A 25282-nucleotide genomic window follows, 5' to 3' on the forward strand; every position below is an offset into this window, starting at 1 on the left:
CGGCAAAGTAGTAGCTTATAGAGAAGCGACAACTTTGACTTAAGTCTGCCCGCTTAAGTATATGGATAGGCCTTGGTATCTGACTTATGCAAGAGACAAGGCTCATACACTTACAGTTGCGGGGACAGTTGAGGACTCACACCTCATTCCCAATATCTGCCTATCACGAAATTTGCAACATTATGAAGTCTAGACGTCTAAAATACAACTTTTGGCCAAGCAGTTTGGCAGCTGTCGTAAAACACCTCAACTTTTACTATACCCGCATAAGGAATATCTATCTTCGATTGGTATGCAGTAAGCTCAGGCGATAGGTCAAGAATAAGTGCTACAAGCGCTTTTATTACTCCAGCATGTGCTACGACGGCGGTACACTCTTCACTTGGCGACGCCAAAATGCTGTGCCACCATGTGGCAACCCGATGATGAAAATCATACATAGACTCACCCTCAGGAGGCGTGTGCAGCCAAGGGTTGTGCCAAAAATCGCCAATACTTGGAGATTGGGTTTCTCGCCAAAGCGTATCATAGGATTGTCCATCCCATAATCCAAAATCAAATTCGGCGAGATTTGGCTCCACGTCAACGGGGAGTTGATACTGCTTTGCAAAGGCTTTAGCTGTATTCAGACAGCGCTTCCTTGGAGAGCTAATAATACGCCGCAGGCCACTTAGACTCGTTAACGATTGCAGCAATTGCTGAGCGCCTATGGTACTGAGTTCGGGATCTGTCACTCCAAGTAAATGGCCTGATAGGGTCGTTTCACCATGACGAACAAAATATAGCTGCCGCTGCATTTTTACTTAACCTAAGGTTTGTTACCCAAAAAGCAAAAACGCAAGCTAAGCTTGCGTTTTCAATTAATATCATTCTACGGCTACAGGATCTGGTTTTCTTTCCACATCTCTTCTTTCGCTAACCGCTTTTTGCGTTTGTCGCATGGATCGTCGCAATCACAAATTTTGTCAATGCCCATTGAGCCCAAACCACCACAGCTACTGGCCATGGATTTCTTTTGTACGATAACGCCTACAGCCATCGCAACAGCGATAAGCATAAGTAAACCGAAAGTAAGGAGGAATAAAGACATTATCTAGCCCCTTTTATTGCTACATTGAATTGAGTGACGACGCGCAAATTATACGCTTTCATGACGTCACTCACAATTAAATTATGGGGTGTTGTACAGCTTAATTCAAGTACGGCTGAAAAGCTTCACTCGCGTAACTCTTGATCCCTTCAGGACTTTTATACATCAAATACACGGGGAGTTGATGCTCAGTAGCATACGCCTTTGCACGCTCGGTGCCCATCACAGTCAATGCCGTCGCTAGGCCATCAGCCGTCATCGCAGATGGATGTAGTACCGTTACCGATACCAGCTCATGTTTAACTGGGCGACCCGTTGTAGGGTCAATAAGGTGTGTAAAGGTTTCACCGTCCATTTCATAAAAAATACGGTAGTCTCCTGAAGTTGCAATACCATTTTTGCCGGGCTCTATCACGCGGTGAATTTGGCGTTGACCAACAGGCGCATCGGGTTTCTCGATAGCAATACGCCACTCACCATCCGGCTTCTTGCCAGAAACGCGAAGCTCGCCACCGATTTCAACCATATAGTCATGAATATCATGACTCTCAATCACCTCAGCGACCTTATCTATGCCATAACCTTTAGCGGTTGCAGAGAATGATAATTCAAGCCCCGCAACTGTTTTCGCAAGACCACGGTCATTTACAATAAGCTTATCAACACCGATACGAGTGCGCATATCGTCTAACTCTGCCTGTGACGGACGCATTGTTGGCCTTTTGTCAGGACCAAACCCCCACAAGTCGATAAGCGGTCCCATCGTAACATCAAGCGTTTTGGTCGACTTTCCAAGGCGGATAGATTCAGCAACTACCAAGCGAAAGTCTTCACTGATAGGCATAACGGTATTTGCGGCTAAACGATTGAACTGATTAATCTCAGAATCTGGGATATAGGTGGACATAGATTGATTAACAACCTTTAATGCTTGCTCAACCTCATCGTGCAACTGCGCTTGTTCGAGCGGCTTTTCACCGGGGAATACCTTGATGTTGTAAGTCGTGCCCATGGTTTTACCAGTCAGCACGATTTCCTTGGCTTCAGGTTTAGCGTCTTGGCACCCTGTTAAAAAAACGAATAAAAACGAAATAATAAAAAATCTAGATAAAAAAGCGTAACTTGCTTGCATCAGAATTCCCTGAGTTTAGTACCAACGGGTATAAAAAAGCCCTCGAGCAAAGCATTTTGCTGGAGGGCTTATATTCTAACTTAAGTTCATTGTTAGACCGAAACCTAATTAACCACCGAAGTCATCAAGTAGGATGTTTTCGTCTTCAACACCTAAGTCTTTAAGCATGTTAATAACTGCCGCGTTCATCATTGGAGGACCACACATGTAGAACTCACAATCTTCTGGCGCTTCATGGTCTTTAAGATAGTTTTCAAAAAGTACGTTATGAATGAAGCCCGTGTAACCTTCCCAGTTATCCTCTGGTTGAGGATCTGAAAGGGCAACATGCCATTGGAAGTTATCATTTTCTTCAGCTAGACCGTCAAAGTCTTCCACGTAGAACATTTCACGCTTAGAACGTGCACCGTACCAGAAAGACATCTTACGTTTAGAGTTAAGACGCTTAAGCTGATCGAAGATGTGTGAACGCATTGGCGCCATACCAGCACCACCACCAACAAATACCATTTCTGCATCTGTGTCTTTCGCGAAGAATTCACCGAATGGACCAGAAATAGTAACCTTATCACCTTCTTTAAGTGACCAGATGTATGATGACATCTTACCACAAGGTAATGTTAGGTTATTTGGCGGCGGAGTTGCGATACGTACGTTTAGCATGATGATGCCAAACTCTTCTGGGTAGTTAGCCATTGAGTACGCACGGATCGTTTCGTCGTCAACTTTAGACTCTAGCTTAAAGAAACCAAAACGTTCCCAGTCAGCACGATATTCTTCAGGAATATCATAGTCTGCATATTTAACATGGTGAGCTGGTGCTTCAATCTGAATGTAACCACCGGCACGGAAAGGTACAACTTCACCTTCAGGGATGCCTAGTTTTAGCTCCTTGATGAAAGTTGCTTTATTATCGTTAGAGATAACAGTACATTCCCACTTTTTAACACCGAAGATTGATTCTTCAACTTCGATTTCCATGTCGTTTTTAACGTTAACCTGACACGCTAGACGACAGCCTTCACGTGCTTCACCTTTAGAGATGTGGTCAAGTTCGGTTGGCAGAATATCACCACCACCCTCTTTAATATGTACGCGACACTGACCACATGAGCCACCGCCACCACATGCAGACGATACGAAAATACCCGCGTTTGCAAGTGCACCTAGTAGCTTACCGCCAGCAGGAGTCTTGATCGCTTTTTCAGGATCGCCGTTAATATCAATTGTAACGTCACCGCTTGCTACAAGCTTCGATTTCGCTGCAATGATGATAAGCACTAGCATCACAACGATAGCGATGAACATGCTTACGCCTAATACAATAGTTTCCATCGTATAGTTTCCTCGCTACCTTACAGTGAAATACCAGAGAATGACATGAAGCCAAAGCCCATTAGACCTACAGTAACAAAGGTAATACCTAAGCCACGTAAACCATCAGGAACGTCTGCATACTTCATCTTCTCACGAATACCTGCTAACAATACGATAGCAAGTGCCCAGCCCACACCTGAACCTAGACCATAAACTACAGATTCACCGAAGTTTAAGTTACGCTCAACCATGAATGATACCGCACCGAAAATCGCACAGTTAACTGTGATTAGCGGTAGGAAGATACCTAGTGCGTTATATAGCGCAGGGAAGAACTTATCTAACGTCATTTCTAGAATTTGAACTAGCGCTGCGATTACACCGATAAACGTCAAGAAGCGTAGGAAGCTAAGATCTACTTCTGCAAAACCTAACCACTCTAATGCACCCGGCGCTAGCACTGCGTGATAAACTAAGTTGTTCACTGGTACAGAGATACCAAGTACTACAACTACCGCAATACCTAGACCTAGCGACGTTGTTACTTTCTTAGATACCGCCAAGAAAGTACACATACCTAAGAAGAAAGATAAAGCTAAGTTTTCAATGAAAACCGCTTTAACGAATAAACTAATATACTGTTCCATCTCTCTCCCCTTATGCCTTCGCTTCTACTTGCTCTTTCTTCCAAGTACGAAGTACCCAAATGAAAGAACCAACAATAAAGAACGAGCTGAATGGCATAACTAGTAGACCCATAGGCTGATACCAACCACCTTCAGAAATAAGTGGAAGGATTTCAACGCCAAACAATGTACCTGCACCAAATAGTTCACGGATAAAGCCAACTGTTAGAAGTACAACAGAGTAACCTAAGCCGTTACCAATACCGTCAAGGAATGACATTGTTGGTGGCGACTTCATTGCATATGCTTCTGCACGACCCATTACGATACAGTTAGTAATGATAAGGCCGATGAACGTTGATAGTTCTTTTGCTGTTGAGTAAACAACGGCTTGAAGCACTTGGTCTACAACGATTACTAAAGATGCAATAATCGTCATTTGGACAATGATACGCACACTTGAAGGAATGTGATTACGGATCATTGAGATAAATAAACTTGAAAACGCAGTAACCAATGTCAACGCGATTGACATGATAAGTGCATTTTTAAGGCTTGATGTTACCGCTAATGCAGAACAGATACCCAACACTTGTAGTGCAATCGGGTTGTTCGCAAAAACAGGACCAAACAAGACTTCCTTCATTTCTTTTGCATTAGCCATTAGTTCAATGCTCCTTTACGTACTTTCGCAAGGAATGGACCAAACGCTTTGTCGCTTGTCCAGAAATCAACTGTGTGATCAACACCGTTAGAAGTAAGTGTTGCACCAGATAGACCATCTACCTTGTGTTCGTTACCGCCAGCACTACCTTTAACTACGTCGATAGGAAGCTCTTTACCATCCCAAAGTGCAGTCCACTTAGGATTTTGGATTTCACCACCAAGACCTGGAGTTTCGCTGTGCTTATAAAAGTTGATTGACTTAATCGTCTCACCATCAGCTTCTAGCGCAAGGAAGCCATACATCACACCCCAAAGGCCGTAACCTTGAATTGGTAGAATGATAGTAGACACTTTACCTTGGTCATCTTTTGCGAAATAAACTGGAGAGTTATTCGTGATACGTTGAATACCCGCTTTGTCTTCTGCTTTTGAAAGTTTGTAACTACGTTTGGCATCAAACTTAGTCGCTTCAAAGTCAAAAGATTCCGCTTTAACGTCTTCTACAAACTCACCTGTTTTAAGACTAACAACACGTGATTCGATATTTTGGTTAAAAACTTCAGACACGTTTTTAACTTTATCGTAGCCAGCAACGGCTAAAATGTTACGTTGAATATCTTCGTTTTTGTTTGCTTGCTGCATAGGGCGAAGCTGAACCGAAGCAAAAGATACTACGATTGCACACACTAAACATAAGCCAACAACTACGCCGAGCGTTTTGCCCATTGATTCATTCTTAGTTGACACGTGCCAATCTCCTCTTCACATTAGACTGCACTACGAAGTGGTCGAATAGTGGAGCAAAAAGGTTAGCGAATAGGATTGCCAACATCATGCCCTCTGGATATGCCGGGTTAACAACACGGATAAGCACAACCATTACACCGATTAGCGCACCGTATAACCACTTACCTTTGTCTGTGAAAGACGCAGATACAGGGTCTGTTGCCATAAAGAACATACCAAATGCGAAACCACCAAGTACTAAGTGCCAATGCCAAGGCATTGCAAACGCAGCATTAGTTTCAGAACCGATTGCATTTAGAACAAATGACATCACAACCATACCGATGAATGTGCCCAGTACAATGCGCCATGATGCAATACGAACATAAATGAGGAACAAACCACCCAATAAAATAGCTAAGGTCGACGTTTCACCAACAGAACCTTGGATAAAGCCATAAAACGCATTAAACCAAAGGTCCATATTGCTGTAGTCTAGTGAACCTGCGCTAGCTTGACCTAGATAAGTTGCACCAGAGAATGAGTCAACAGCAGTCCACACTGTGTCACCAGAGATATCAGCTGGGTATGCGAAGAATAAGAACGCACGACCTGCAAGCGCTGGGTTTAAGAAGTTACGACCTGTACCACCGAAGATCTCTTTCGCAACAACTACACCGAACGTAATACCTAAAGCAGCTTGCCATAACGGAATTGTTGCAGGCAGGATAAGCGCAAATAGAACCGAGGTTACAAAGAAGCCTTCGTTTACTTCGTGCTTACGAACTGACGCGAATAACACTTCCCAGAAGCCACCAACCGCAAACACGGTTGCATAGATAGGCAAGAAGAAGCACGCACCGTAGAACGTTTTGGCGCCCCACCCGGCATCAGCGGTTAATTCACCACCAAGTGCTTGGAAGATAGCTACCTGCCAAGTATTAGCAAGCTCAAAACCGTTACCTAGTGCAAGCGCAGCTTGGTGACCGATGTTGAACATACCAAAGAACATTGCTGGGAACGTCGCCATCCACACTAAAATCATAATACGTTTTAGGTCGATGTTATCGCGAACGTGCGTTGCACCTTTGTTTACATAACCAGGAGTATAGAAGATAGTTGCTACGGCTTCATAAAGCGCGTACCACTTCTCGTGTTTACCACCAGGTTCAAAGTGAGGTTCAATGTCTTCTAAAAATTTCTTTAAGGCCATTTTTAACCTTCCTTCTCGATAGTAGTCAGGCAATCGCGCAGGATTGAACCGTACTCATATTTGCCCGGACATACGTAAGTACATAGTGCTAAATCTTCTTCATCTAGCTCTAGTGCACCCAACGAAATCGCAGAATCTAGATCACGTGAAATAAGGTCACGTAATAATAGCGTTGGCAAAATATCGAGTGGCATAACACGCTCATAGTTACCGATTGGTACCATCGCACGCTTAGAACCACCAGTAGACGTTGTCATCTTGAACAAACGGCTAGGTGTTAAGTGTGAAATGAATGTACGTGTTACTGAGAATTTGTCACTACCCGGAGCGATCCAGCCAAATAGCTCTTTCTCGCGACCTTCAAGTAAAACTGATACTTGAGTATGGTAACGACCAAGGTAAGCATGAGGGCCAGTTGCTGTTTTACCAGCTAACACAGAGCCAGAAATGACTCGGTTATCACCGTCTTCAAGCTCGCCTGCAACTAAATCTGTTAGCGACGCACCGACATGAGTTTTTACTAAGCGAGGGTTCTTAACTCGAGGACCTGCTAGAGCAATAACTCTGTCTGAGTAGATTTCACCTGTCAGGAACAACTTACCAAACGCGATGACATCTTGGTAACCAATGTGCCAAACTTGCTTGTTTGTACCTACAGAATCTAGGAAGTGAATGTGAGTACCCACGTTACCTGCTGGGTGCACACCTGCAAACTCATGAACTTCTACTTGTGAGATAGAAGAGCTAGGTACGTTAGCACCCGCTTTCTTACACACAAATACTTTGCCTTCAGTCAAACGAGATACAACCGCTAGACCCGCTTCAAACGCTTCCACGTTTTCTGCGATGATAACAGCAGGATCTGCTGCTAACGGATTAGTATCTGTTGCTGTCACAAAGATTGAGCTAGGTGTTGCACTCGGCACAGCGACACGGCTGAATGGACGTGCACGAAGCGCTGGCCATTGACCAGACTCGATTAGCACTTCCTTCACTTTTTCAGAGTCTAAGTTGCTTAAATCAGCAGCTGAAAACTTCTCGAAAGTGATTTGCTCGTCGCCTTGAACTTCGATCACAACGGATTGAAGTACACGCTTAGCACCACGGTTAATTTCTTTAACTACACCAGAAGCTGGCGCAGTAAACTTGACGCCTGGGTTCTTTTTATCTTCAAAAAGAACTTGGCCTTTTTTGACTTGGTCATCCACACGAATATGCATGGTAGGACGCATACCGATGAATTCTTCACCTAGCACAGCTACTCGTTTGACAGCAGAACCATCATGAATAACTTGCTGAGGTGCGCCCTCTATTGGTAAGTCCAGACCTTTTTTTATGTTGATCATACGCACTTGCATTACATTAACGGAAAGAAACTGAAAATATCTTTAGTCACCACAGCGCCACCTCGTTTGTACTAAGTATTAGGTATAAAGAGCAGAAAGTTATGAGTCCGGATAGGGTTCCCAAACAAGCCCCTTTAAAATACCTCTCAACGCGCACAAAAAAGCAGCGTCGTGATAAAAGTCCTCACATATTTCTCTGATTTTAACATTAATCGTACTGAGTATGCGAGTGGAATTATGAAATTAATACGACTTTAACGTGGATTTAGATTAGTTGAAAAATCCATCACTGGAAGGAGTATAGACCAAAGTTGCATAGATAAAATTTTTCTTACCCTGATCTGCAAAATAAGTAAAAATTCACGGTCAAACAAAAACGGGCAAAGTACCAATTCGCACTTTGCCCGCAAAATCAAAAACAGTGAGATTAAAAACCGTGAAATTAAACGAGGTGACTAATTTCTACCGTTGCATCCACATCAGCTTCGTAATCTACGCCGTCAACTCCGAAGCCGAATAGCTTCAAGAATTCGTTGTGATAACCAACATAATCCGTCAATTCATCAATTGTATCGGTATCAACAGTATCCCAAATAGTTTGTACACGAGCTTGAACGCCGTCTTCTAGTTCCTTATAGTTTTGGAACAAGTGACCGCCATCATCAAAGCGCGGTGATTGGCCATATAGGTTTTCAGTAAACAATCCATGGATTTGCTCGATTGTCCCTTCATATGTGCCATCACCTTTCATCACTTTAAATAGTGCAGAGATATAAAGAGGCATAATTGGAATAGCAGAGCTTGCCTGCGTCACTACTGCATTCAGTGAAGACACATAAGCTTCGCCATTAATATCAGCAGTGGTTTCGCGAATTGCCAGCGTCGCACGGTCCAAGTCTTCTTTTGCTTTACCTATCGTTGCGTGGCCGTATATTGGCCAAGTCAACTCTTTACCGATATAAGTGTATGCCGTTGTTTTGAAACCATCAGCTAACACATCTGCTTGCTTAAGTGCATCAATCCAAAGTTCCCAGTCTTCACCACCCATCACTTTAACCGTATTGGCGATTTCGTCTTCGTTAGCAGCTTCAACTGTCATTTCATCAATGACGCGCTTTGAAGTATTTAGGTTTTTAGTTGTGATAGCTGAGCCAATTGGCTTAAGTGTTGAAGAATAAACTTCATCTGATTTAGGGTCTTTACGACGAGGAGACGCAAGGCTATATACCACTAAATCTACTTTACCCAATTCAGCTTTGATGGTGTCGATGGTTTTTTGCTTCAACTCATCAGAAAACGCATCGCCATTGATATTTTTAGACCACAAACCCGCTTCTTCTGCAGCTTGCTGGAATGCAGCCGTATTATACCAACCCGCTGATGCTGTTTTCTTCTCTGAGCCTTCTTTTTCAAAGAAGATACCTAGCGTTTTCGCACCGGCACCAAATGCAGCGGTGATACGCGACGCCAAGCCATAGCCTGTCGATGCACCAATTACTAATACATTCTTAGGACCATTTTCGATTTGGCCTTGTTGTTTTACGTATTCAATCTGTTCTTGAACGTGTGCAGCACAGCCTACTGGATGCGCATTAGTACAAATAAATCCACGAATTTTTGGTTTGATGACCATAAGAGATCCTATCCATTGATTTGATACAAAATAAAAGTGAGATTGCTCTCACTTTATTAAAATTACTGCGTAGTGTACTGGCAGATATGTAAAACACACATCTGATCAGCTATCGAACTTAGAGCCACCCAAGCATTTTGGTGACTCTGGCGTTTGACCTTCTTTGTCTGAAAACTCTTCTGGTGTATAGGCATGAATGGCCAAAGCGTGAATATGGTTTTGTAATTCATCTTTTAGCACTTCATTGATCTTTCGGTGACGTTGCAGCAGCCTCTGGCCGACAAATTGTTCGCTTACAACAATGACTTTAAAGTGAGACTCTTCGCCACGGCTGTGCATATGGCTTTCATTGATAACGTTCAGATGCTTGCACGCAACGGCTTCAGCTATTTTGTCATAAATCTGTGATTGCATTGACATTATACTTTGTCTCCTAGAGCAATTCGTGACGCTACTATACGCCGTTCAGCGCGTATTTCCAACACTTCGAAAGGTGAGATTAATACGCCCCTGAGTCACCTTGGCCTGCTTTGGCAAAGCATGTTGATAGTCACGCTGACTATCACCTTGCATTACCAATAAGCTGCCCGTTTCCAATAAAATGTCGGTTACAGAGAGACTTACTTTGTGGCGTATTTTAAATTTGCGGGTCGCGCCAAGCGACAGTGAAGCAATTATGGGCGTCAAACCGAGTTCGGGTTCATCATCACTGTGCCAGCCCATACTGTCTTGACCATTACGATAATAATTGGCCAATACCGCATTAAAAGGAATATTAAATCTGCGTTCTAGCGTTTGTCTGATCCCAAGCAATACCGAAGGCCAAGGAGCATTTTCGAGTCGCTTTCCCGAATAACTATAATGCACGTCTGGGTCGGCAATAAAGCGTTCAAGTCGAGGCGTTTGATGGGTCTTACCAAATAAGGTGATGGTATTTTGCTGCCACGCAAGGCTATTCAGTAGTACATTATATAGCGCTAGACTTTTGTCGAAGCTAATAGCCTGTGCTTGATAGCTAAAACCGCTCGGCAAGTTCCGTGCTTTGTCTACTGCTCTCATGTTAAACTACCCGCTGCTTTTATTTATAGAACATTCACATGACGACTGATGCAATTCTAGCCGGAAACCCTTTTACGCTACATAGGTTTCCACTCGATCAAAAAAATCGCAGCTTACAAGCTTGGGATTCAGCCGACGAATACCTGTTAGATTATGTCTTTGAACATCACCGCGATGCAAACCGTATTCTCATTCTCAACGATAGTTTTGGCGCATTATGCTGTGCACTTGCTGACAAGCACTGCACAGTAGTCACCGACTCTTATGTAAGTACCCTCGCCTATGAGTATAATTTAGAGGCCAACGAACTGGCGGACGCTCAGGTTGATGTACTCACTAGCATGGATGAGCTGCCAAAAGATATCGATCTGATATTAATAAAAATTCCCAAAAATTCAGGGCTATTGCAAGCGCAACTTGCACAGTTAAGTAAACTGACTACAGACATTCCCGTAATTGCGGCTGGCAAAGCAAAAGAAATTCACACCTCAACATTAAAAAGCTTTAGCCACTTTTTGACTGAGCCAACGACTAGCTTAGCGGTAAAAAAATCGCGTTTAGTGTTCAGCAAGACGTCAGCCAAAGCCATTGATAGTAAATTCCCGGTGTCTTGGCCGCTGGAAAAAACCGATTTTATCTTGTCGAATGAAGCAAATGTCTTCTCACGAGATTCTCTTGATATAGGCGCTCGTTTTTTTATCAATTACCTTCCTATGGGTAAAAAACCATTGAAGGTCATTGATCTCGGCTGTGGTAATGGTGTCATCGGATTGATGACGCTCGCAAAAATGCCAAATGCCACCGTCACCTTTATCGACGAGTCGGCGATGGCGGTGCATAGCGCGGAGCAAAATATCGTGAATAACCTACCCGAGCGTGTTGCTGATTGTCAGTTCGTTCAAAACGACTGCCTTACGAGTTTTGAAAATTACGGTGCGGATCTGATACTGTGTAACCCGCCATTCCATCAGGCCAACGCAATCACCGATCACATTGCTTGGCAGATGTTTTTACAAGCTAAGGCTGCGCTTCGCCAAGGGGGAGAGTTAAGAATTATCGGTAACCGCCACTTGGAATACGACGACAAACTCAAGCGTTTGTTCGGTAACAGCAAGACACTAGGCAACAACAAAAAATTCACTGTTTTAAGTGCAATAAAGAGGAGCTAACTTCATGCGTTTTTCATTGCTGATTATTCTGCTAACCTTGATACTCGTGGGCTGTGAAAGCTCACCACGCAGTGTCATTCTTCATCCGGAGTATCAAGGACCTTCGTCAAACGCGCTTGCCGCCAATGTGGCGGTCAAAGTAAACGACCTGCGGACCACAAAATACACCATTCGCGTGAAAAACCAAGAACCCGCACTATACGTACCTGATGCTAATTTACCGGTTAACTTCAATCAGGTATTGACGCAAGCACTCACTGCACATGGCGCGCAAATAACACCGGTTGCAGCAACGCAAGTCACTGTGGATATCAATCGCTTTAAAGCCATTATTGAAGAGTCTTTCTCGACTCACCAAAGTGATGCTGAAGCTGACGTCACCGTACTAATAAAGCAAGGCACTCGCAGTTTCAAAAAGCAATATAAAGGTAGCGCTAATTTAAATGGTCCACTAAAACACGACCAAGCCAAAATCGAAGAGCAGCTCAACAATCTAGCTCAACAGGTTGTGACTCGAATCGTTCAAGATCCTGAATTTATTCAATTTGTGAGAGGAAGTTAATGAAAAAAATAATTCTAAGCTTAACCATCCTATTATTAAGTATGAATGTATTTGCCGAAATGAACGGTAAATTCGTACAAAAGAATAATCTATTCCCTCGAGTTCAAATCAATACTAGTAAAGGGCCGATTATTGTCGAACTAGACAGATCGAGAGCGCCAATTACAGTAAATAACTTTTTAACTTACGTTATCAACAAAGACTATAACGGCTCTGTCTTTCATCGAGTTGAGCGTGATGAAGCCAATGAAAAAGACTTTGTTATCCAAGGTGGAGGTTACGACAAAGAGTACGATGGTATGTTTGAGCGCGAAGCTATCTTCAATGAAAGCGGTAATGGTTTGAAAAATGATATGTATACCATTGCCATGGCCTACCAAGACAACAAACCACACTCAGGTACCAGACAGTTTTTCTTTAATATGGATGACAACGATCACTTGAACCCAGGTAGAGGCTGGGGTTTTGCCGTGTTCGGGAATGTGTCTGAAGGCTATGAAACACTGGACGCGATTATGAAGGTGGAAACCGGCTACAATGAAAAGCTTGGCTATACCTTTATACCTAAAGAGCCCGTCATTATTCTTTCAGTCGAAGTATTAAAGCAGCCAGAGTAATACCCTTTTATGTTGATATCATCTAGCTTTTCGCAATATCTTGGTTATTACAAAGACAAACGTCTATTAACTGTCTTTGCTTTTGGAATAAGTAGCGGCTTTCCTTGGGTATTGATTGGTTCGGTGATGTCAGCTTGGCTTAAAGATGAGGGGTTAAGCCGCAGCACCATTGGCCTATTTGGCCTAGTATATGGCGCCTATACTATCAACTTTTTGTGGTCCCCACTCGTTGACCGAGTAAAAATCCCTCTGCTGTATAATCGCTTAGGGCAAAGACGAAGCTGGATAGCAAGTTGCCAATTTATTATTATTGTTGCCACCTTTGCATTAGCCACTATTTCAATTAAAGACCACCTTTCGCATGCTGCATTATTGTGCTTTATTATTGCGTTATTTTCAGCTACACAAGATATTGCAATAGATGCTTATCGCATCGACATTTTACCAGAAGATGAAAGTGAAAAGGCAACGGCAGCGGCAGCGATGGCGACTTCAGGTTGGTGGTCTGGCTATGCCTTACTTGGTGCAATTCCGTTCTTTATGGCCGATTTACCCGGCTTTAGTTGGCCCATCATCTATCAGATGCTAAGCGTCATCGTAGTGTGTTTGTTAGTTGTCACTTTGTTGGCAAAAGAGCCAAAATCTCATCGCGAGCAAGTACAGGAACTACTACAGAAGAGTTACGAGCAAAAACTTAACCACAGCGCTTCATCAAGTGCTTCTAAAAAGATCTATGCCTGGCTTGCTGTGACTCTGGTTGAACCCTTTAAGCGGTTTTTTGAAAAGAATGGGGTTAAAACGGCATGTGCCCTACTCGCCTTTATTTTCCTATTTAAGATAGGAGAGGCCTTTTTAGCCCGTATGTCCATCGTATTTTATAAAGAAGTAGGTTTTACAAACACCCAAATTGGGCAATATTCCAAGCTTGGTACCGGTGTGATCACTATCGTATTTGCTTTTCTTGGCAGTATCTTTAACCATAAATACGGTATCGTGAAGGGCTTATTTATTAGTGGTGTTGCTATGGCAGCATCAAATTTAATGTTTTCTTGGATTGCCATAGCAGGCCCTCAAGAACATCTGTACGCGCTAGCAATTGTGGTGGACGGTTTTACCCAAGCTTGGTCACTGGTAGCGATGGTGGCGTTTATTTCTATGCTCTGTGATAGAGCGTTTAGCGCAACCCACTATGCCTTACTTGCATCACTTGGTAGCTTAGGCCGTACCGTGCTATCAGGCTATAGTGGTTTTGTGATAGATGATTTGCTTGGAGGTAATTGGGCACTCTTCTTCACGCTAACTGCGCTTATGGTGCTTCCGTCATTATTGTTTTTATATTTAATTCGGCACAAGCTTTATGCTATTGAGAAGGCGTATCATGCTAACAAAAGCTAGAGGTGCAGGTCCTTGCACCTTTTACGTTCTTGCTAACTAAACGCTTATTGATCTTCTTTGATTAGCTGTAAGCCTTCATAAGGATCAACTTCTAACGCTTCGCAGTAACGTAAAAACTCAATGACATCCAATCGACGCTCTTGGTTTTCAATTTTACCGATGAATGAATGAGGCGTACCTAACACCTGCGCAAGACTACGCATTGTGTGACCTTTCTCGTGGCGCTTTGATTTTAGCCACTTCGTTAGCTTGCCGTTTTCTTCAGAAGAAACCGTTTTACCCATCATAATTAAACATCTCCTACTAGATGAAAGACTAAATTATCTAAATGAAATATGCCCGTCTCATTTAGTTATTATCTAAATATTACAGTTGTAGCTTATCGAGGAACTCTACAATGCAAAATGTTAAGCCTGTATGAACTCAGCATTTTTGCCTTTAGAACTCGATCAAGCTTACAGTTTACCCCGAATGCGGTACAACTTACCAGCTAGCTGCGATAAGTTATGCCAAACCAGTAACACGTAGACAAAATGTTAACTTGTCCCTATGTACCCAATTAGGTATAGACTAAAACACGAGTAACACCTAATTAATTTTTTACTTTTTCTTAATTCATTAAGGGTTGTAATATCCAGTAACACTTTAACAAATTTTTTAAAAAATGTACCAGTATTTGAAATAAATTATTTTTCTTTAAAAAATAAAAACTTACAGCTAACATTTACTGAGTGGTTAAAAAAGAGGCTATTACTAGATGATTCGATTACTGTTTTTACTGCCAATTCTATTGTGCTTAGGCTGGATTTACTTCCTTCGTTCTAACGGCGTGCCGCTTAAGCAAGGGAAAAAAGGCTTTATCTACATCTTAGTATTTTCATCTTTTGTTTTGGGCTTTTTTGTCTTAATGATGTATTTAACAGGGAGTTTGTGACGAATAAAGCAAATTGAGTTGTGATGGGCAGAAACAAAAAGAGCCATGACAAACGCATGACTCTCTAGTGGAACGTAGTGCGAATAATGTCTAGACGCTGAAACTTGCACCACAGCCACAAGTGGTTGTTGCATTGGGGTTGTTCACAAAGAAACGTGCACCCTCAAGTCCTTCAGTATAATCTACGATTCCGTCTATTAGATACTGAATACTCATTGGATCGACAACCATAGTGACACCGTTTTTTACGATTTCCAAATCACCCGGATTTACTTTTTCATCGAAAGTGAAACCATATTGAAAGCCTGAGCAACCGCCACCCGTTACATACACGCGTAGCTTAAGATTGGCATTCTCTTCTTCTTCAATAAGTTCCTTTACGCGGCTTGCGGCAGCGTCAGAAAACTGAATTGGTAATTGTTCAGACATAGATTTAGACCCCTAATCCTGTAATCTGCAAATTATCTAATACCTGAGTATTTTAATCAAGTATAGCGTTTGTACCAATTATCTTTGATAAATGATCCATTTTTGGAACAAAGAACTCGTCGTTCACCTGTCAAAACGGTTCTATTTATTTTTTGTCATTGAGAGATTTTTAACTCTGCACCTAACCTGCTATTGAATGTATATTGGTATCTATAATGCTTAACCAAAGAAAATAAGACTATTGCCTCAGTTAAGTTGCGTTAGCACAAGGACTTAGTGTAAAAAATTTGATATTCTTAAACGGTTTACTATTGTGGAATGACGTTCATGTCGTTGGATACATTAAGACGAAGCCTTGCAAAACCTAAAACTTCAGCGCAACTGTGCCTACTTGGTGCCGGTGCTGGCCTGCTTGCGGCGATACTTATCATTGCTTTTCGTCTTACTATTGAATTAATCCAAGGCACATTTCTCGATAAACCTGATGACTTTACCGAGCTTTCTGAGCTACATCGGCTATTTTTGCCTGTGCTTGCTGCGCTACTCATCGCGGTCTTTGCCGCCTTAACCGGGTTTAAGCATTACCGTTTGGGCATTCCATATGTGATCAACCGGATCAAACACCACTACGGTCATATGCCAATTTGGAATTCTGCTAACCAATTTTTTGGTGGTGCCGTTGCTTTGATCAGTGGCTTTTCTGTTGGTCGAGAAGGACCATCTGTGCACATGGGGGCAACAGCAGCGAGCATTCTATCAGAGCGTTTACATCTACCGCTCAATGCTGCGCGAACTTTGGCCGGTTGCGGTGTAGCAGCAGGTATTGCGGCCTCATTTAACACTCCGCTCGCGGCGGTGATATTCGTTATGGAAGTCGTGCTCAGGGAGTATAAAATCCACATTTTCGTGCCCGTGATGTTGGCTTCAGTGATCGGTGCAATGAGCACGCAATATGTGTTTGGTAATAGTTCCGAGCTGGCGCTCATTCATATCACTCCGTTGAGTTTTTGGCATTACCCTTATTTAATTATTTGTGGTGCAGCATTAGGAGCTGTTGCTTTTGCCTTCAATCAAAATCTAATGCTGATCATCAAAACTTTTAAGCCCATCAGCATGTTTCCTCGCCTTTTATTAGCGGGTTTAATTGCGGGATTAATTGGCTACGCCGTACCGGGTGCCATGGGTTCAGGTATGAGCGCTATCACCCAAGCCGTTGAATCTCCACATAACTTACAGCTACTCACCACAATATTGATTGCTAAGCTGATGGCGACTTTATTTGCTATTGGACTTGGTATTCCCGGTGGTATTATTGGTCCAGTGATTGGGCTTGGGGTTATCATGGGCACCTTGATGTCTTTCTTTGCCCAGTTTATTGAACCCAGCGTCGATGTTGCGGGAACTTATGGTGTACTCGGTATGGCAGGCTTACTTGCGGCAACCTTGCACGCCCCGCTTGCTGCACTCACAGCGGTAATGGAGCTGACTTCCAATCCAAAAATAATCGTTCCAGCTATGCTGGTGATCACCACAGCTTACGTTACGGCTTTACAGGCGTTTGGCAACCGCTCTATTTTTATTCAACAACTAGATTTCCAAGGGCTGCCTTACCAAGTATCCCCGGCAAAAGAGGCATTACAGAAAGTAGGGATAGTGGCTGAGATGGATGAGAATTTTAAACTGCTCTATTCCGATGACAAAGAGCAGATAAAGGAAACCCTATCCGCGGTTGATAGCCAAACACCGCTCATTGTTTATGATGAACAAAGCGGCTACCGCTTAGCCGAATACGATTTAAACTTAATCTCCGAGGGCAGCGTATCGGTCTCTTATATCGAGCTACAAGGACTAAGTACACAAGCGACCTTAGCAGACGCCTTTGATGTGCTAAAAGATAAACGTTCAGGCGCGGTGTATATATATAATCAAAAGGATGATAAACAAATACTTGGGTTATTGCGATGGGATCAAATTCGTCACATACTCACCACCAGAAACAGTTTACTCTAATCTAAAAAGTGGAATTTATAATGAGCTTATTGCTAACGTATAAAGCCTTACATATCTTTTTTATGATTGCCTGGTTTGCAGGGATTTTTTATCTGCCACGTCTCTTTGTGTATCACGCGATGACTGAAGAAAAATCTTGTAGCTCAATGCTCAAAATCATGGAGCGCCGCCTCCTCTATTTTGTAACCCCATTTGCTATTCTCACCGCGGTGTTTGGAGTCTTAACGATTACAGAATATGGACGTGAGTGGTTTAAACACAGTATGTGGCTGCACTACAAACTGACCTTAGTGATTTTACTTTATATTTATCATGGCTATTGCTTTAAATTGCATGCCGATTTTAAACATGATCGTAATCGTAAAAGCGACAAGTTCTATCGTTTTTTCAACGAATTTCCCGTACTCATCCTATTAGCCATTGTCTTTCTTGCCGTTTTAAAACCTGCACTGTAACCGTGCATTATTGGGGGTACTTGGGTATAATATGCGCCCAAGTAACCGCCCACAATCTGCGTGTTATCTGGTTGGGTGAGCGACCCTGCAACCCGGTAGTCAATTTGTCTTTAGGAATCGCCAAATGTTCAGTTTCCAAGGTGAAAACATTCTTTCTGTCAATCAATTAGACAGAGATTCAATTGAACACATCTTCTCCATTGCCAAAAAAATGGAACCCTATGCTAAAAAGCAAAAACGTACCCAAGTACTTAATGGGGCGATTTTGGCAAATCTATTCTTTGAACCAAGTACGAGAACACGGGTAAGTTTCGGCACCGCATTTAACCTGCTGGGCGGCCTAGTCCGTGAAACCACAGGTTTGCAAAGCTCAGCACTGGCAAAAGGCGAATCTTTGTATGATACCGCCCGCGTGATTTCTGCCTATGCTGACGCCGTGGCAATGCGCCACCCAGACGCAGGCTCAGTAGCCGAGTTTGCAACTGGTTCCGATGTTCCTGTCATCAACGGTGGCGATGGTCCTAATGAACACCCAACTCAAGCACTGCTGGACCTACTGACGATTGACCGAGAGCTTAGCCGCTTTGGTACTGGAATTGACGGCATGCACATCGCCCTAGTCGGTGATTTAAAATACGGCCGCACCGTGCATTCTTTATCAAAGTTACTTAGCCACTACAAAGATATCCGCTTTACAATGGTTGCACCGGATGGCTTACAAATGCCTCAGTCTATTTTAGATGTCGTAGACAATGCCGGTCATCGTATTGAAGTCGTGTCTAAGATGGAAGGCAATTTAGCTGCCGATATCGTTTACCAGACTCGTATTCAAGAAGAGCGTTTCCCTTCTCAAGAAGAAGCAAACAAATACCGTGGTGGCTTTAGGATCAGCCAAGCGATTTATGACGCTCACTGTAAACCTAGCTCAGTATTAATGCACCCATTACCTCGCGACAGCCGTAGCGATGCAAACGAGCTAGACAACGACCTAAATAACAACGACAACCTAGCTATCTTCCGCCAAGTTCAAAATGGTGTATTGATCCGTATGGCACTTTTTGCCCTAACGCTAGGTGTTGAAAACCAAGTGGAAAAACACGAGGTAGAAGTACCTTGGTTTAGCCGCAAACGTGAAAGCTAAAAAGGATCGACAATGACAATCAGTCAAGACTTATTCAAACGCGCCCAAGACTCAATCCCTGGAGGCGTTAACTCTCCTGTTCGCGCTTTTAATGGTGTAGGTGGTACGCCACTATTTATCACCAAAGCCGAAGGCGTTCACACCTTTGATGCCGATGGTAAACAGTACATTGATTATGTGGGTTCTTGGGGCCCGATGATCTTAGGTCATAACCATCCTGAGATTAAACAAGCAGTGCTTGAAGCGGTTGAAAATGGCCTATCGTACGGCGCGCCGACAGAAACTGAAATCCTAATGGCGGAAAAAGTAAAAGCGCTAGTACCCTCTATTGAAAAAGTACGTATGGTAAGCTCTGGTACAGAAGCGACCATGAGCGCTATTCGCCTTGCTCGTGGTTACACCGGCCGCGATAAGATCTTAAAGTTTGAAGGCTGTTACCACGGTCACGCTGACTCCTTGCTTGTTAAAGCAGGTTCTGGTGCACTTACCATGGGCGTGCCTAACTCCCCTGGTATTCCTGCAGACTTTGCTAAGCATACGCTAACGGTTTCATTTAATAACCTTGATGAAGTAAAAGCGATTTTTGAGCAGTACAAAGATCAAATTGCCTGTGTGATCATCGAGCCTGTTGCTGGAAACATGAACTGCATTCCACCGGTAGAAGGCTTTTTAGAAGGCCTGCGCGAAGTATGTACTGACAATCAAAGTGTGCTTATCTTTGATGAAGTCATGACGGGTTTCCGTGTTGCACTTGGTGGTGCTCAACAGTACTACAACATCACCCCAGACTTAACCTGTTTAGGTAAAGTGATTGGTGGCGGTATGCCAGTGGGTGCGTTTGGCGGTAAAAAAGAAATCATGGATTACATCGCCCCAGTTGGCCCTGTTTATCAAGCGGGCACGCTATCTGGTAACCCAATTGCCATGGCTGCTGGTTTAAAAGCGCTAGAGCTACTTTCAAAAGAAGGGCTGCACGCAGAGCTTGAAGCTAAGAGTAAAGCCCTGTGTGAAGGCTTCCAAGCGGCTGCTGATGAAGCAGGTATCGCGCTTACGACTAACTATGCAGGTGGTATGTTTGGCTTTTTCTTTACTGACGCTAAGAAAGTAACCAGCTATCAACAAGCAACTGAATGCGATCTAGAGCGCTTCAAAAAGTTCTTCCACCTGATGCTAGATGAAGGCGTTTATTTAGCCCCATCTGCATTCGAAGCGGGTTTCGTGAGCACAATGCATTCTGACGAAGAAATCGCTAACACTATCAATGCTGCAAAGCGTGCATTTGCCAAGTTGTAATCACAGATTACAACCCATATTAGTTTGTATTTAAAAAGCCCGCTCAGGGCTTTTTTTGTTTTTTCAGCTACGCTTTGAATAAGCTTTTCAAAAGCTTCGGTCTATTTAACCTAGGCTCAAGTTATTTAGGCGCACTTAGTTAATAACGCTGTGCAAAGTTAAAACTATCATACAGAGGAAGTGATGGCTGGATTTAATACACTAATTAATCCTGCAACCCGTTTGATGGCGCGGTTGCGATACAAAACCAAAATGGCCGTTGTATTTGGTATTTTATTACTACCGCTAAGCCTCAGCTTGTTTTTTCTAAACAGTGTACTTAACCATTCTATTTCTGTCAGTGAGATGCAGAGGCAAGGGCTCACGCTTTACCCTAGTATGTTGGAAAACATTTTAGCGGGTAAAGCTTCCGATAATTCAATTTTATTGCAACGCGCTAAACTACCTAAAGTGAGCGCCGCTGGCGCAAGCGCCCTTGAGCAGCTCTCTATTGCCTCTCAACTAGCCGTCGATGATGATCTTGGACGCAGTTACCTGAATCGCACGCTTGTTGAGTCTGCGCCAAGACTCATATCGCAAATCAATCAAATTGAGGCGCAGGCACGCGATATCATCAGTAGAGGCAGTTTTACTCCAGATAGTTTTATTGCACTGTCCAATTTAAACAAAGGATTACCTGGCGTCACGACACAATTTTCAGGCAAACTTAACATTGCTATCAATGATAACCAGCAACTCAAAAAGCAGCTTAGTCAGCCCTTAGCTGAGCTTGAGTCTAGCCTCTCTGATTACCAGCAAGCGGTGAAAACAGGCTTGTTAGATCCTGATGAACTGGCACTCTCACAAGCGCAATTTAACCGTTACTACCAAAGTGCAAGTGATGCTATCAAGCAGTTTGTTAATGTTGCAACACCCACGCTTGCCGCGCTTGTCGCTGAAAAACAAAACCAGCAACGGTGGATCAGAAACACCGTTGCCTTGGCTTCACTACTCGCACTGATCATCGCTATTTATCTTATGGTTGGCTTTTACTCCTCGGTCATGGGCACCATCACAACTTTCTCACATGCCGCACAGAGCGCTTCTCGAGGGGATTTAAGTATCAAAGCGCAGACAACTGGCTCCGATGAGCTTAGCCAAATTATTGAACAATTTAATGCGGTACTACATGCCTTTATCTCGTTACTTGGTAACGTTCGATTAAGTAGTGACGAGCTACAGCAAGCAACAAGAACACTCAATAAGATAAGCCAAGATACTGAGAAGGACGTTGCCCAGCAGGAGAATAAAATCCAGTCTATCCACCATTCTCTCGAGAATATGGCACAGTCCGCTCGCTCGGTTGAGGATGCCGCATTTAGCGCAACAGAGCTGGCCTCCGTAGCAGCCAAACAAGTAAAGCAAAGTAGCGTCAATACCACAGCCCTTGCAGAGCAAATGACCGAACTACAAGCTGAGTTTCAACAAAGTCGTGCTGCCTTAGATAAGCTCGCGGAAGACACGCAAAACATTAGTCAGGTGAGCTCCGCGATTAGAGAGATTGCCGAGCAAACCAATTTACTCGCGCTCAATGCCGCAATTGAGGCAGCTCGTGCTGGTGAACAAGGCCGAGGATTTGCGGTGGTAGCGGATGAGGTTAGAACGCTTGCGCAAAGAACACAGCAACAAACGGAAGAAATACACAATATTATTCAATCTTTACAAGCTGCATCCAGAGACACGCAAGACAAAATGCGCAGCAGTGAAGACAATATGGCGCAAAGTGTTATCGCCGCGAATGATACTAATGAAGTCCTACAGCACGCAGAGCAAAGCATGCGAGACATAGACGAGCAAGGGAAACTGATCAGTCAGCTGGTACAGCAACAAACCCAAGCGACCGAACACGCATTGAACGAATCATCTGAGATCAGTAACTTAGCACAACATACTCTGGGTTCCGCAAGAGCGACCCAGAGCGATGCACAAAAACTTGGCAAGCTCTCACAAACTTTAAATAAAGAAATCGATAAATTTAAAGCTTAGAGACTGTGCTAGGGTCAACAACCCCTAGTAACCAAGACTTGGTTCAACATCCAGGTCTTGGTTCGAACATGCTCTCTCTAATAGGTAGCTGCAATACAGGACCACAACTCGGAGGCGACTGCTTACCCGTTTTCGGATTGATAAACGCCCAGCGAATGGACTTTGGACGCTCATCAACAATCGCTTGTGGGTTTAATGGTTTAAGATAACGAATATAGAGCTCAAGCGCACCTTGGCTGCCCGTTAATCCCGTTGGCTTGTTATCATCACGACCAATCCAAGCAACGGTGACCGTATTTTGGTCAAAACCGGCAAACCAGCTGTCTCTTAAATCATTACTCGTCCCTGTTTTCCCCGCAAGTTGAATAGAGGGAAAGTGAAGGTTAAGACGTTTAGCTGTACCTTTTTTGGTCACTCTCTTCATGCCGTATTTCGTCATGTATACCGCATCGCTGTCTAGCGTTTGGCTTTTTTGTACTGGATGTTCGTATACTAGCTTACCCAGTGAATCGGTGATAGCCATGACGCTGGTCAACTCGCTCTGCTTACCATCTGCAGCAAGTGTGGTGTACGCCTCTGCAATATCAAAACTGGATAACTCTAACGCGCCCAATAATAAAGAAGGATAAAGTGGAATCGACTTAGAGACACCAAGCTCATTCAAAGTTTGTGCGACTCGATTAACACCCACATCCAAACCAAGGTTTACTGCTGGAATATTGATGCTATTGCTGAACGCTTCAAACATTGGCACTTGGCCTCTGAATTTATGATCAAAGTTCTCTGGAGACCAAACCTTACCTGAACCGTCTGTCACTTCAAGGGGACTGTCATCAAGCAGCATGCCCAAATGGTAGTTTGGATTTGACAAAGCACTCAAGTAAATAGCGGGCTTGACCAGTGAACCTATATTACGCTCGGTGTCTAATACCCGATTAAAACCTGAAAACTTCAACTGACGACCAGCAACTAACGCCGATACGCCCGCTTTTTCAACATTAACTGACAGCATGGCAGTTTCTAAATCTTCCGTTTTAAAGTGGCGCTCTAAGTAAGGTAAGCCCTTTTTAACGGCATCTTCCATCGCCGTTTGCTTTTGTAAATCGAGATAGGTAAAAATCCGAATTCCAGAGTCGACAATGTCATCATCAGGCACCAGTTTCTTTAACTCGCGATTCACCAACTCCAAATATCCAGGATAAGACTGCATACGGCTCGCTTTTAAAGGCTGTACATCAATCGGCCTTGCCAGCGCTGCGCGATACTCGGGCGTTGTGATAAGGTCATTTTCCACCATTAGCCTCAAGACTAAATCACGCCTTTCCATTACCCGCTCAGGATAGCGTCTTGGGTTATAAAAAGATGGCCCTTTAACCATCGCAACTAGCATAGCAACTTGGTCAAACTCAAGCTCGTCCACTGGCTTACCAAAATAAAAATCGGCCGCAAGCCCCATACCATGAACGCCTTGATTATAGGCTTGTCCCAAAAACACTTCGTTTAAATAGGCTTCGAGGATTTCATCTTTGCTGTAACGGAAATCTAAAATCAATGCGATGAACGCTTCATTCACCTTGCGGATTAAGGTGCGATCTCTGGTGAGATAAAAGTTCTTTGCGAGCTGTTGCGTAAGCGTACTGCCACCTTGCACAGTTCGCCCAGCTTTGATGTTGGCATACAGCGCACGTAAAATAGACAGCGCAGAAACACCATGATGTTGGTAAAAGTCTCTATCTTCTACCACCAGCAGTGTTTCTTTTAAAATATTAGGGAATTTATCGAACGGAACAAACTCTCTGTCTTGACGCGATTCATTGCCGATCCGAGCAATTTGCACCGGTTCTAGGCGAGCCCCAGCTAAGCGCCGACCTTGATTATCGACAATATTGGCAAGCTTTTTACCAGCAAAATTAAGCGTAAAAATACGCGCTGTTTCTGGGCCATCGTAGAATTCGAACGCGCGACGATGAATGGTGATTGTACGACCTTGAACGGTATACTGACCGGTACGGCTGATACGATTTACACGAGAATAGTTAAGCCGCTTCAGCTCCCACAGCACTTCATCCTCATTAAGGAACTGATCAGGAAAAAACTGCATCGATCTGGCATAAACTTGAACGGGAAGTTCCCACTTATTACCCTCAAACTGCCGGCTTATTTTAGCGTCTAAGTAGATGATATAGATTGCAACAAGGAATATCGCCGCAATAGTCCCCTTCCAAAAGAAAGACCACAACGTGCTCAGTACACGGCTTTTAATTCTTTGCATCTTAGAACCGTTTTGCTGGGTATTGTTTTTACGCGAAGTGTTCGCTTTGACGTTTGATTTGTTGGCAGGTGTTCTTTTCTTTTTATCCGTCATGACCCAAGTAAAACTAAAAAATGAATCGCAAGATGGTAGGGTAACCTAAATTAACAACTGCTGAAAGTAGAATAATATT

General features: G+C 43.4%; 24 protein-coding genes and 1 riboswitch. Of the genes, 9 read left to right on the plus strand and 15 right to left on the minus strand.

Annotated elements, in window-relative coordinates:
- Positions 1–51 precede the first annotated feature (51 nt).
- A riboswitch (cobalamin riboswitch) is annotated at positions 52–179 on the minus strand.
- A gap of 18 nt (positions 180–197) precedes the next feature.
- The 12 genes from BB427_RS20740 to BB427_RS20795 all read right to left on the minus strand — a co-directional run bounded on the left by BB427_RS20740 (position 198) and on the right by BB427_RS20795 (position 10808).
- Positions 198–797 carry a histidine phosphatase family protein gene (locus BB427_RS20740; RefSeq protein WP_069022993.1) on the minus strand — a complete coding sequence of 200 codons (600 nt, stop codon included), beginning with the start codon at positions 795–797 and terminating at the stop codon, positions 198–200.
- Positions 798–877: 80 nt separating this feature from the next.
- Positions 878–1090, minus strand: a complete 213-nt coding sequence (gene nqrM, locus BB427_RS20745; RefSeq protein ID WP_010372193.1) for a (Na+)-NQR maturation NqrM — start codon at positions 1088–1090, stop codon at positions 878–880.
- Between the two features lie 100 nt (positions 1091–1190).
- The gene (locus BB427_RS20750; protein WP_069022995.1) at positions 1191–2222 is read right to left on the minus strand and encodes an FAD:protein FMN transferase; all 1032 of its coding nucleotides are present in this window, start codon (positions 2220–2222) and stop codon (positions 1191–1193) included.
- 108 nt (positions 2223–2330) lie between these two features.
- Positions 2331–3557 carry an NADH:ubiquinone reductase (Na(+)-transporting) subunit F gene (gene nqrF / locus BB427_RS20755; protein ID WP_010372196.1) on the minus strand — a complete coding sequence of 409 codons (1227 nt, stop codon included), beginning with the start codon at positions 3555–3557 and terminating at the stop codon, positions 2331–2333.
- Between the two features lie 20 nt (positions 3558–3577).
- A complete protein-coding gene (gene nqrE, locus BB427_RS20760) occupies positions 3578–4186 on the minus strand; it encodes an NADH:ubiquinone reductase (Na(+)-transporting) subunit E (RefSeq protein WP_045987684.1) in 609 nt (202 codons plus the stop codon).
- A 10-nt stretch (positions 4187–4196) separates the two neighbouring features.
- Positions 4197–4829 carry an NADH:ubiquinone reductase (Na(+)-transporting) subunit D gene (locus BB427_RS20765; protein ID WP_010606099.1) on the minus strand — a complete coding sequence of 211 codons (633 nt, stop codon included), beginning with the start codon at positions 4827–4829 and terminating at the stop codon, positions 4197–4199.
- Complete coding sequence (locus tag BB427_RS20770) at positions 4829–5578, minus strand: Na(+)-translocating NADH-quinone reductase subunit C (RefSeq protein WP_010606098.1); 750 nt, start codon at positions 5576–5578, stop codon at positions 4829–4831. The genes BB427_RS20765 and BB427_RS20770 overlap by 1 nt, the downstream gene beginning before the upstream one ends.
- Complete coding sequence (locus tag BB427_RS20775) at positions 5568–6770, minus strand: NADH:ubiquinone reductase (Na(+)-transporting) subunit B (protein ID WP_069022997.1); 1203 nt, start codon at positions 6768–6770, stop codon at positions 5568–5570. Before BB427_RS20775 ends, BB427_RS20770 begins: the two co-directional genes overlap by 11 nt.
- A gap of 2 nt (positions 6771–6772) precedes the next feature.
- Complete coding sequence (locus BB427_RS20780; RefSeq protein WP_010372207.1) at positions 6773–8116, minus strand: Na(+)-translocating NADH-quinone reductase subunit A; 1344 nt, start codon at positions 8114–8116, stop codon at positions 6773–6775.
- Between the two features lie 442 nt (positions 8117–8558).
- Positions 8559–9749, minus strand: coding sequence for an enoyl-ACP reductase FabV (gene fabV / locus BB427_RS20785; protein ID WP_017216398.1), 1191 nt, complete (start codon positions 9747–9749; stop codon positions 8559–8561).
- 105 nt (positions 9750–9854) lie between these two features.
- Positions 9855–10169, minus strand: coding sequence for a BolA family protein (locus BB427_RS20790; protein WP_039493750.1), 315 nt, complete (start codon positions 10167–10169; stop codon positions 9855–9857).
- Between the two features lie 45 nt (positions 10170–10214).
- Positions 10215–10808 carry an alpha-ketoglutarate-dependent dioxygenase AlkB family protein gene (locus BB427_RS20795; RefSeq protein ID WP_039493751.1) on the minus strand — a complete coding sequence of 198 codons (594 nt, stop codon included), beginning with the start codon at positions 10806–10808 and terminating at the stop codon, positions 10215–10217.
- Positions 10809–10846: 38 nt separating this feature from the next.
- On the opposite strand from BB427_RS20795, the gene BB427_RS20800 reads away from it, so the two are divergent.
- The 4 genes from BB427_RS20800 to BB427_RS20815 are packed head-to-tail and all read left to right on the plus strand — an operon-like array spanning position 10847 to position 14551.
- Positions 10847–11977 carry a methyltransferase gene (locus BB427_RS20800; RefSeq protein ID WP_069022999.1) on the plus strand — a complete coding sequence of 377 codons (1131 nt, stop codon included), beginning with the start codon at positions 10847–10849 and terminating at the stop codon, positions 11975–11977.
- A 4-nt stretch (positions 11978–11981) separates the two neighbouring features.
- Entirely contained in the window at positions 11982–12539 is a 558-nt protein-coding gene (locus BB427_RS20805) for a YajG family lipoprotein (protein WP_039493753.1), read from the plus strand.
- Positions 12539–13156: a peptidylprolyl isomerase gene (locus BB427_RS20810; RefSeq protein ID WP_010606092.1), complete on the plus strand. Its 618-nt coding sequence runs from the start codon at positions 12539–12541 to the stop codon at positions 13154–13156. The genes BB427_RS20805 and BB427_RS20810 overlap by 1 nt, the downstream gene beginning before the upstream one ends.
- 9 nt (positions 13157–13165) lie before the next feature.
- The gene (locus BB427_RS20815; RefSeq protein ID WP_069023001.1) at positions 13166–14551 is read left to right on the plus strand and encodes an AmpG family muropeptide MFS transporter; all 1386 of its coding nucleotides are present in this window, start codon (positions 13166–13168) and stop codon (positions 14549–14551) included.
- 44 nt (positions 14552–14595) lie between these two features.
- On the opposite strand, the gene BB427_RS20820 is transcribed toward BB427_RS20815, so the two are convergent.
- Both BB427_RS20820 and erpA read right to left on the minus strand, forming a co-directional pair.
- Entirely contained in the window at positions 14596–14838 is a 243-nt protein-coding gene (locus BB427_RS20820) for a helix-turn-helix domain-containing protein (protein ID WP_017216404.1), read from the minus strand.
- A 737-nt stretch (positions 14839–15575) separates the two neighbouring features.
- Entirely contained in the window at positions 15576–15914 is a 339-nt protein-coding gene (gene erpA, locus BB427_RS20825) for an iron-sulfur cluster insertion protein ErpA (RefSeq protein WP_010372235.1), read from the minus strand.
- A gap of 327 nt (positions 15915–16241) precedes the next feature.
- Here erpA and BB427_RS20830 point away from each other — a divergent pair, with 327 nt between their 5' ends.
- The 5 genes from BB427_RS20830 (at position 16242) to BB427_RS20850 (ending at position 22838) form a co-directional block, all read left to right on the plus strand.
- Positions 16242–17924, plus strand: a complete 1683-nt coding sequence (locus BB427_RS20830; protein WP_039493756.1) for a chloride channel protein — start codon at positions 16242–16244, stop codon at positions 17922–17924.
- Positions 17925–17944: 20 nt separating this feature from the next.
- Positions 17945–18379, plus strand: coding sequence for a CopD family protein (locus BB427_RS20835; RefSeq protein ID WP_069023003.1), 435 nt, complete (start codon positions 17945–17947; stop codon positions 18377–18379).
- A gap of 124 nt (positions 18380–18503) precedes the next feature.
- Positions 18504–19520: an aspartate carbamoyltransferase gene (locus BB427_RS20840; protein WP_069023005.1), complete on the plus strand. Its 1017-nt coding sequence runs from the start codon at positions 18504–18506 to the stop codon at positions 19518–19520.
- 12 nt (positions 19521–19532) lie between these two features.
- Complete coding sequence (gene hemL / locus BB427_RS20845; RefSeq protein WP_069023007.1) at positions 19533–20813, plus strand: glutamate-1-semialdehyde 2,1-aminomutase; 1281 nt, start codon at positions 19533–19535, stop codon at positions 20811–20813.
- 183 nt (positions 20814–20996) lie between these two features.
- Positions 20997–22838, plus strand: coding sequence for a methyl-accepting chemotaxis protein (locus tag BB427_RS20850; protein ID WP_069023010.1), 1842 nt, complete (start codon positions 20997–20999; stop codon positions 22836–22838).
- A 43-nt stretch (positions 22839–22881) separates the two neighbouring features.
- Here BB427_RS20850 and mrcB read toward each other — a convergent pair whose 3' ends face one another.
- Positions 22882–25203, minus strand: a complete 2322-nt coding sequence (gene mrcB / locus BB427_RS20855; protein ID WP_069023012.1) for a penicillin-binding protein 1B — start codon at positions 25201–25203, stop codon at positions 22882–22884.
- Positions 25204–25282 lie beyond the last annotated feature (79 nt).

This window comes from Pseudoalteromonas sp. BMB, assembly GCF_001709235.1.
GTDB lineage: Bacteria > Pseudomonadota > Gammaproteobacteria > Enterobacterales > Alteromonadaceae > Pseudoalteromonas > Pseudoalteromonas maricaloris.

Bases quoted from the DNA above. Each gene is read 5' to 3' on its own strand.
- BB427_RS20740 (WP_069022993.1), bottom strand. From the start codon at position 797: ATGCAGCGGCAGCTATATTTTGTTCGTCATGGTGAAACGACCCTATCA.
- nqrM (WP_010372193.1), bottom strand. From the start codon at position 1,090: ATGTCTTTATTCCTCCTTACTTTCGGTTTACTTATGCTTATCGCTGTT.
- BB427_RS20750 (WP_069022995.1), bottom strand. From the start codon at position 2,222: ATGCAAGCAAGTTACGCTTTTTTATCTAGATTTTTTATTATTTCGTTT.
- nqrF (WP_010372196.1), bottom strand. From the start codon at position 3,557: ATGGAAACTATTGTATTAGGCGTAAGCATGTTCATCGCTATCGTTGTG.
- nqrE (WP_045987684.1), bottom strand. From the start codon at position 4,186: ATGGAACAGTATATTAGTTTATTCGTTAAAGCGGTTTTCATTGAAAAC.
- BB427_RS20765 (WP_010606099.1), bottom strand. From the start codon at position 4,829: ATGGCTAATGCAAAAGAAATGAAGGAAGTCTTGTTTGGTCCTGTTTTT.
- BB427_RS20775 (WP_069022997.1), bottom strand. From the start codon at position 6,770: ATGGCCTTAAAGAAATTTTTAGAAGACATTGAACCTCACTTTGAACCT.
- BB427_RS20780 (WP_010372207.1), bottom strand. From the start codon at position 8,116: ATGATCAACATAAAAAAAGGTCTGGACTTACCAATAGAGGGCGCACCT.
- fabV (WP_017216398.1), bottom strand. From the start codon at position 9,749: ATGGTCATCAAACCAAAAATTCGTGGATTTATTTGTACTAATGCGCAT.
- BB427_RS20790 (WP_039493750.1), bottom strand. From the start codon at position 10,169: ATGTCAATGCAATCACAGATTTATGACAAAATAGCTGAAGCCGTTGCG.
- BB427_RS20795 (WP_039493751.1), bottom strand. From the start codon at position 10,808: ATGAGAGCAGTAGACAAAGCACGGAACTTGCCGAGCGGTTTTAGCTAT.
- BB427_RS20800 (WP_069022999.1), top strand. From the start codon at position 10,847: ATGACGACTGATGCAATTCTAGCCGGAAACCCTTTTACGCTACATAGG.
- BB427_RS20805 (WP_039493753.1), top strand. From the start codon at position 11,982: ATGCGTTTTTCATTGCTGATTATTCTGCTAACCTTGATACTCGTGGGC.
- BB427_RS20810 (WP_010606092.1), top strand. From the start codon at position 12,539: ATGAAAAAAATAATTCTAAGCTTAACCATCCTATTATTAAGTATGAAT.
- BB427_RS20815 (WP_069023001.1), top strand. From the start codon at position 13,166: ATGTTGATATCATCTAGCTTTTCGCAATATCTTGGTTATTACAAAGAC.
- BB427_RS20820 (WP_017216404.1), bottom strand. From the start codon at position 14,838: ATGATGGGTAAAACGGTTTCTTCTGAAGAAAACGGCAAGCTAACGAAG.
- erpA (WP_010372235.1), bottom strand. From the start codon at position 15,914: ATGTCTGAACAATTACCAATTCAGTTTTCTGACGCTGCCGCAAGCCGC.
- BB427_RS20830 (WP_039493756.1), top strand. From the start codon at position 16,242: ATGTCGTTGGATACATTAAGACGAAGCCTTGCAAAACCTAAAACTTCA.
- BB427_RS20835 (WP_069023003.1), top strand. From the start codon at position 17,945: ATGAGCTTATTGCTAACGTATAAAGCCTTACATATCTTTTTTATGATT.
- BB427_RS20840 (WP_069023005.1), top strand. From the start codon at position 18,504: ATGTTCAGTTTCCAAGGTGAAAACATTCTTTCTGTCAATCAATTAGAC.
- hemL (WP_069023007.1), top strand. From the start codon at position 19,533: ATGACAATCAGTCAAGACTTATTCAAACGCGCCCAAGACTCAATCCCT.
- BB427_RS20850 (WP_069023010.1), top strand. From the start codon at position 20,997: ATGGCTGGATTTAATACACTAATTAATCCTGCAACCCGTTTGATGGCG.
- mrcB (WP_069023012.1), bottom strand. From the start codon at position 25,203: ATGACGGATAAAAAGAAAAGAACACCTGCCAACAAATCAAACGTCAAA.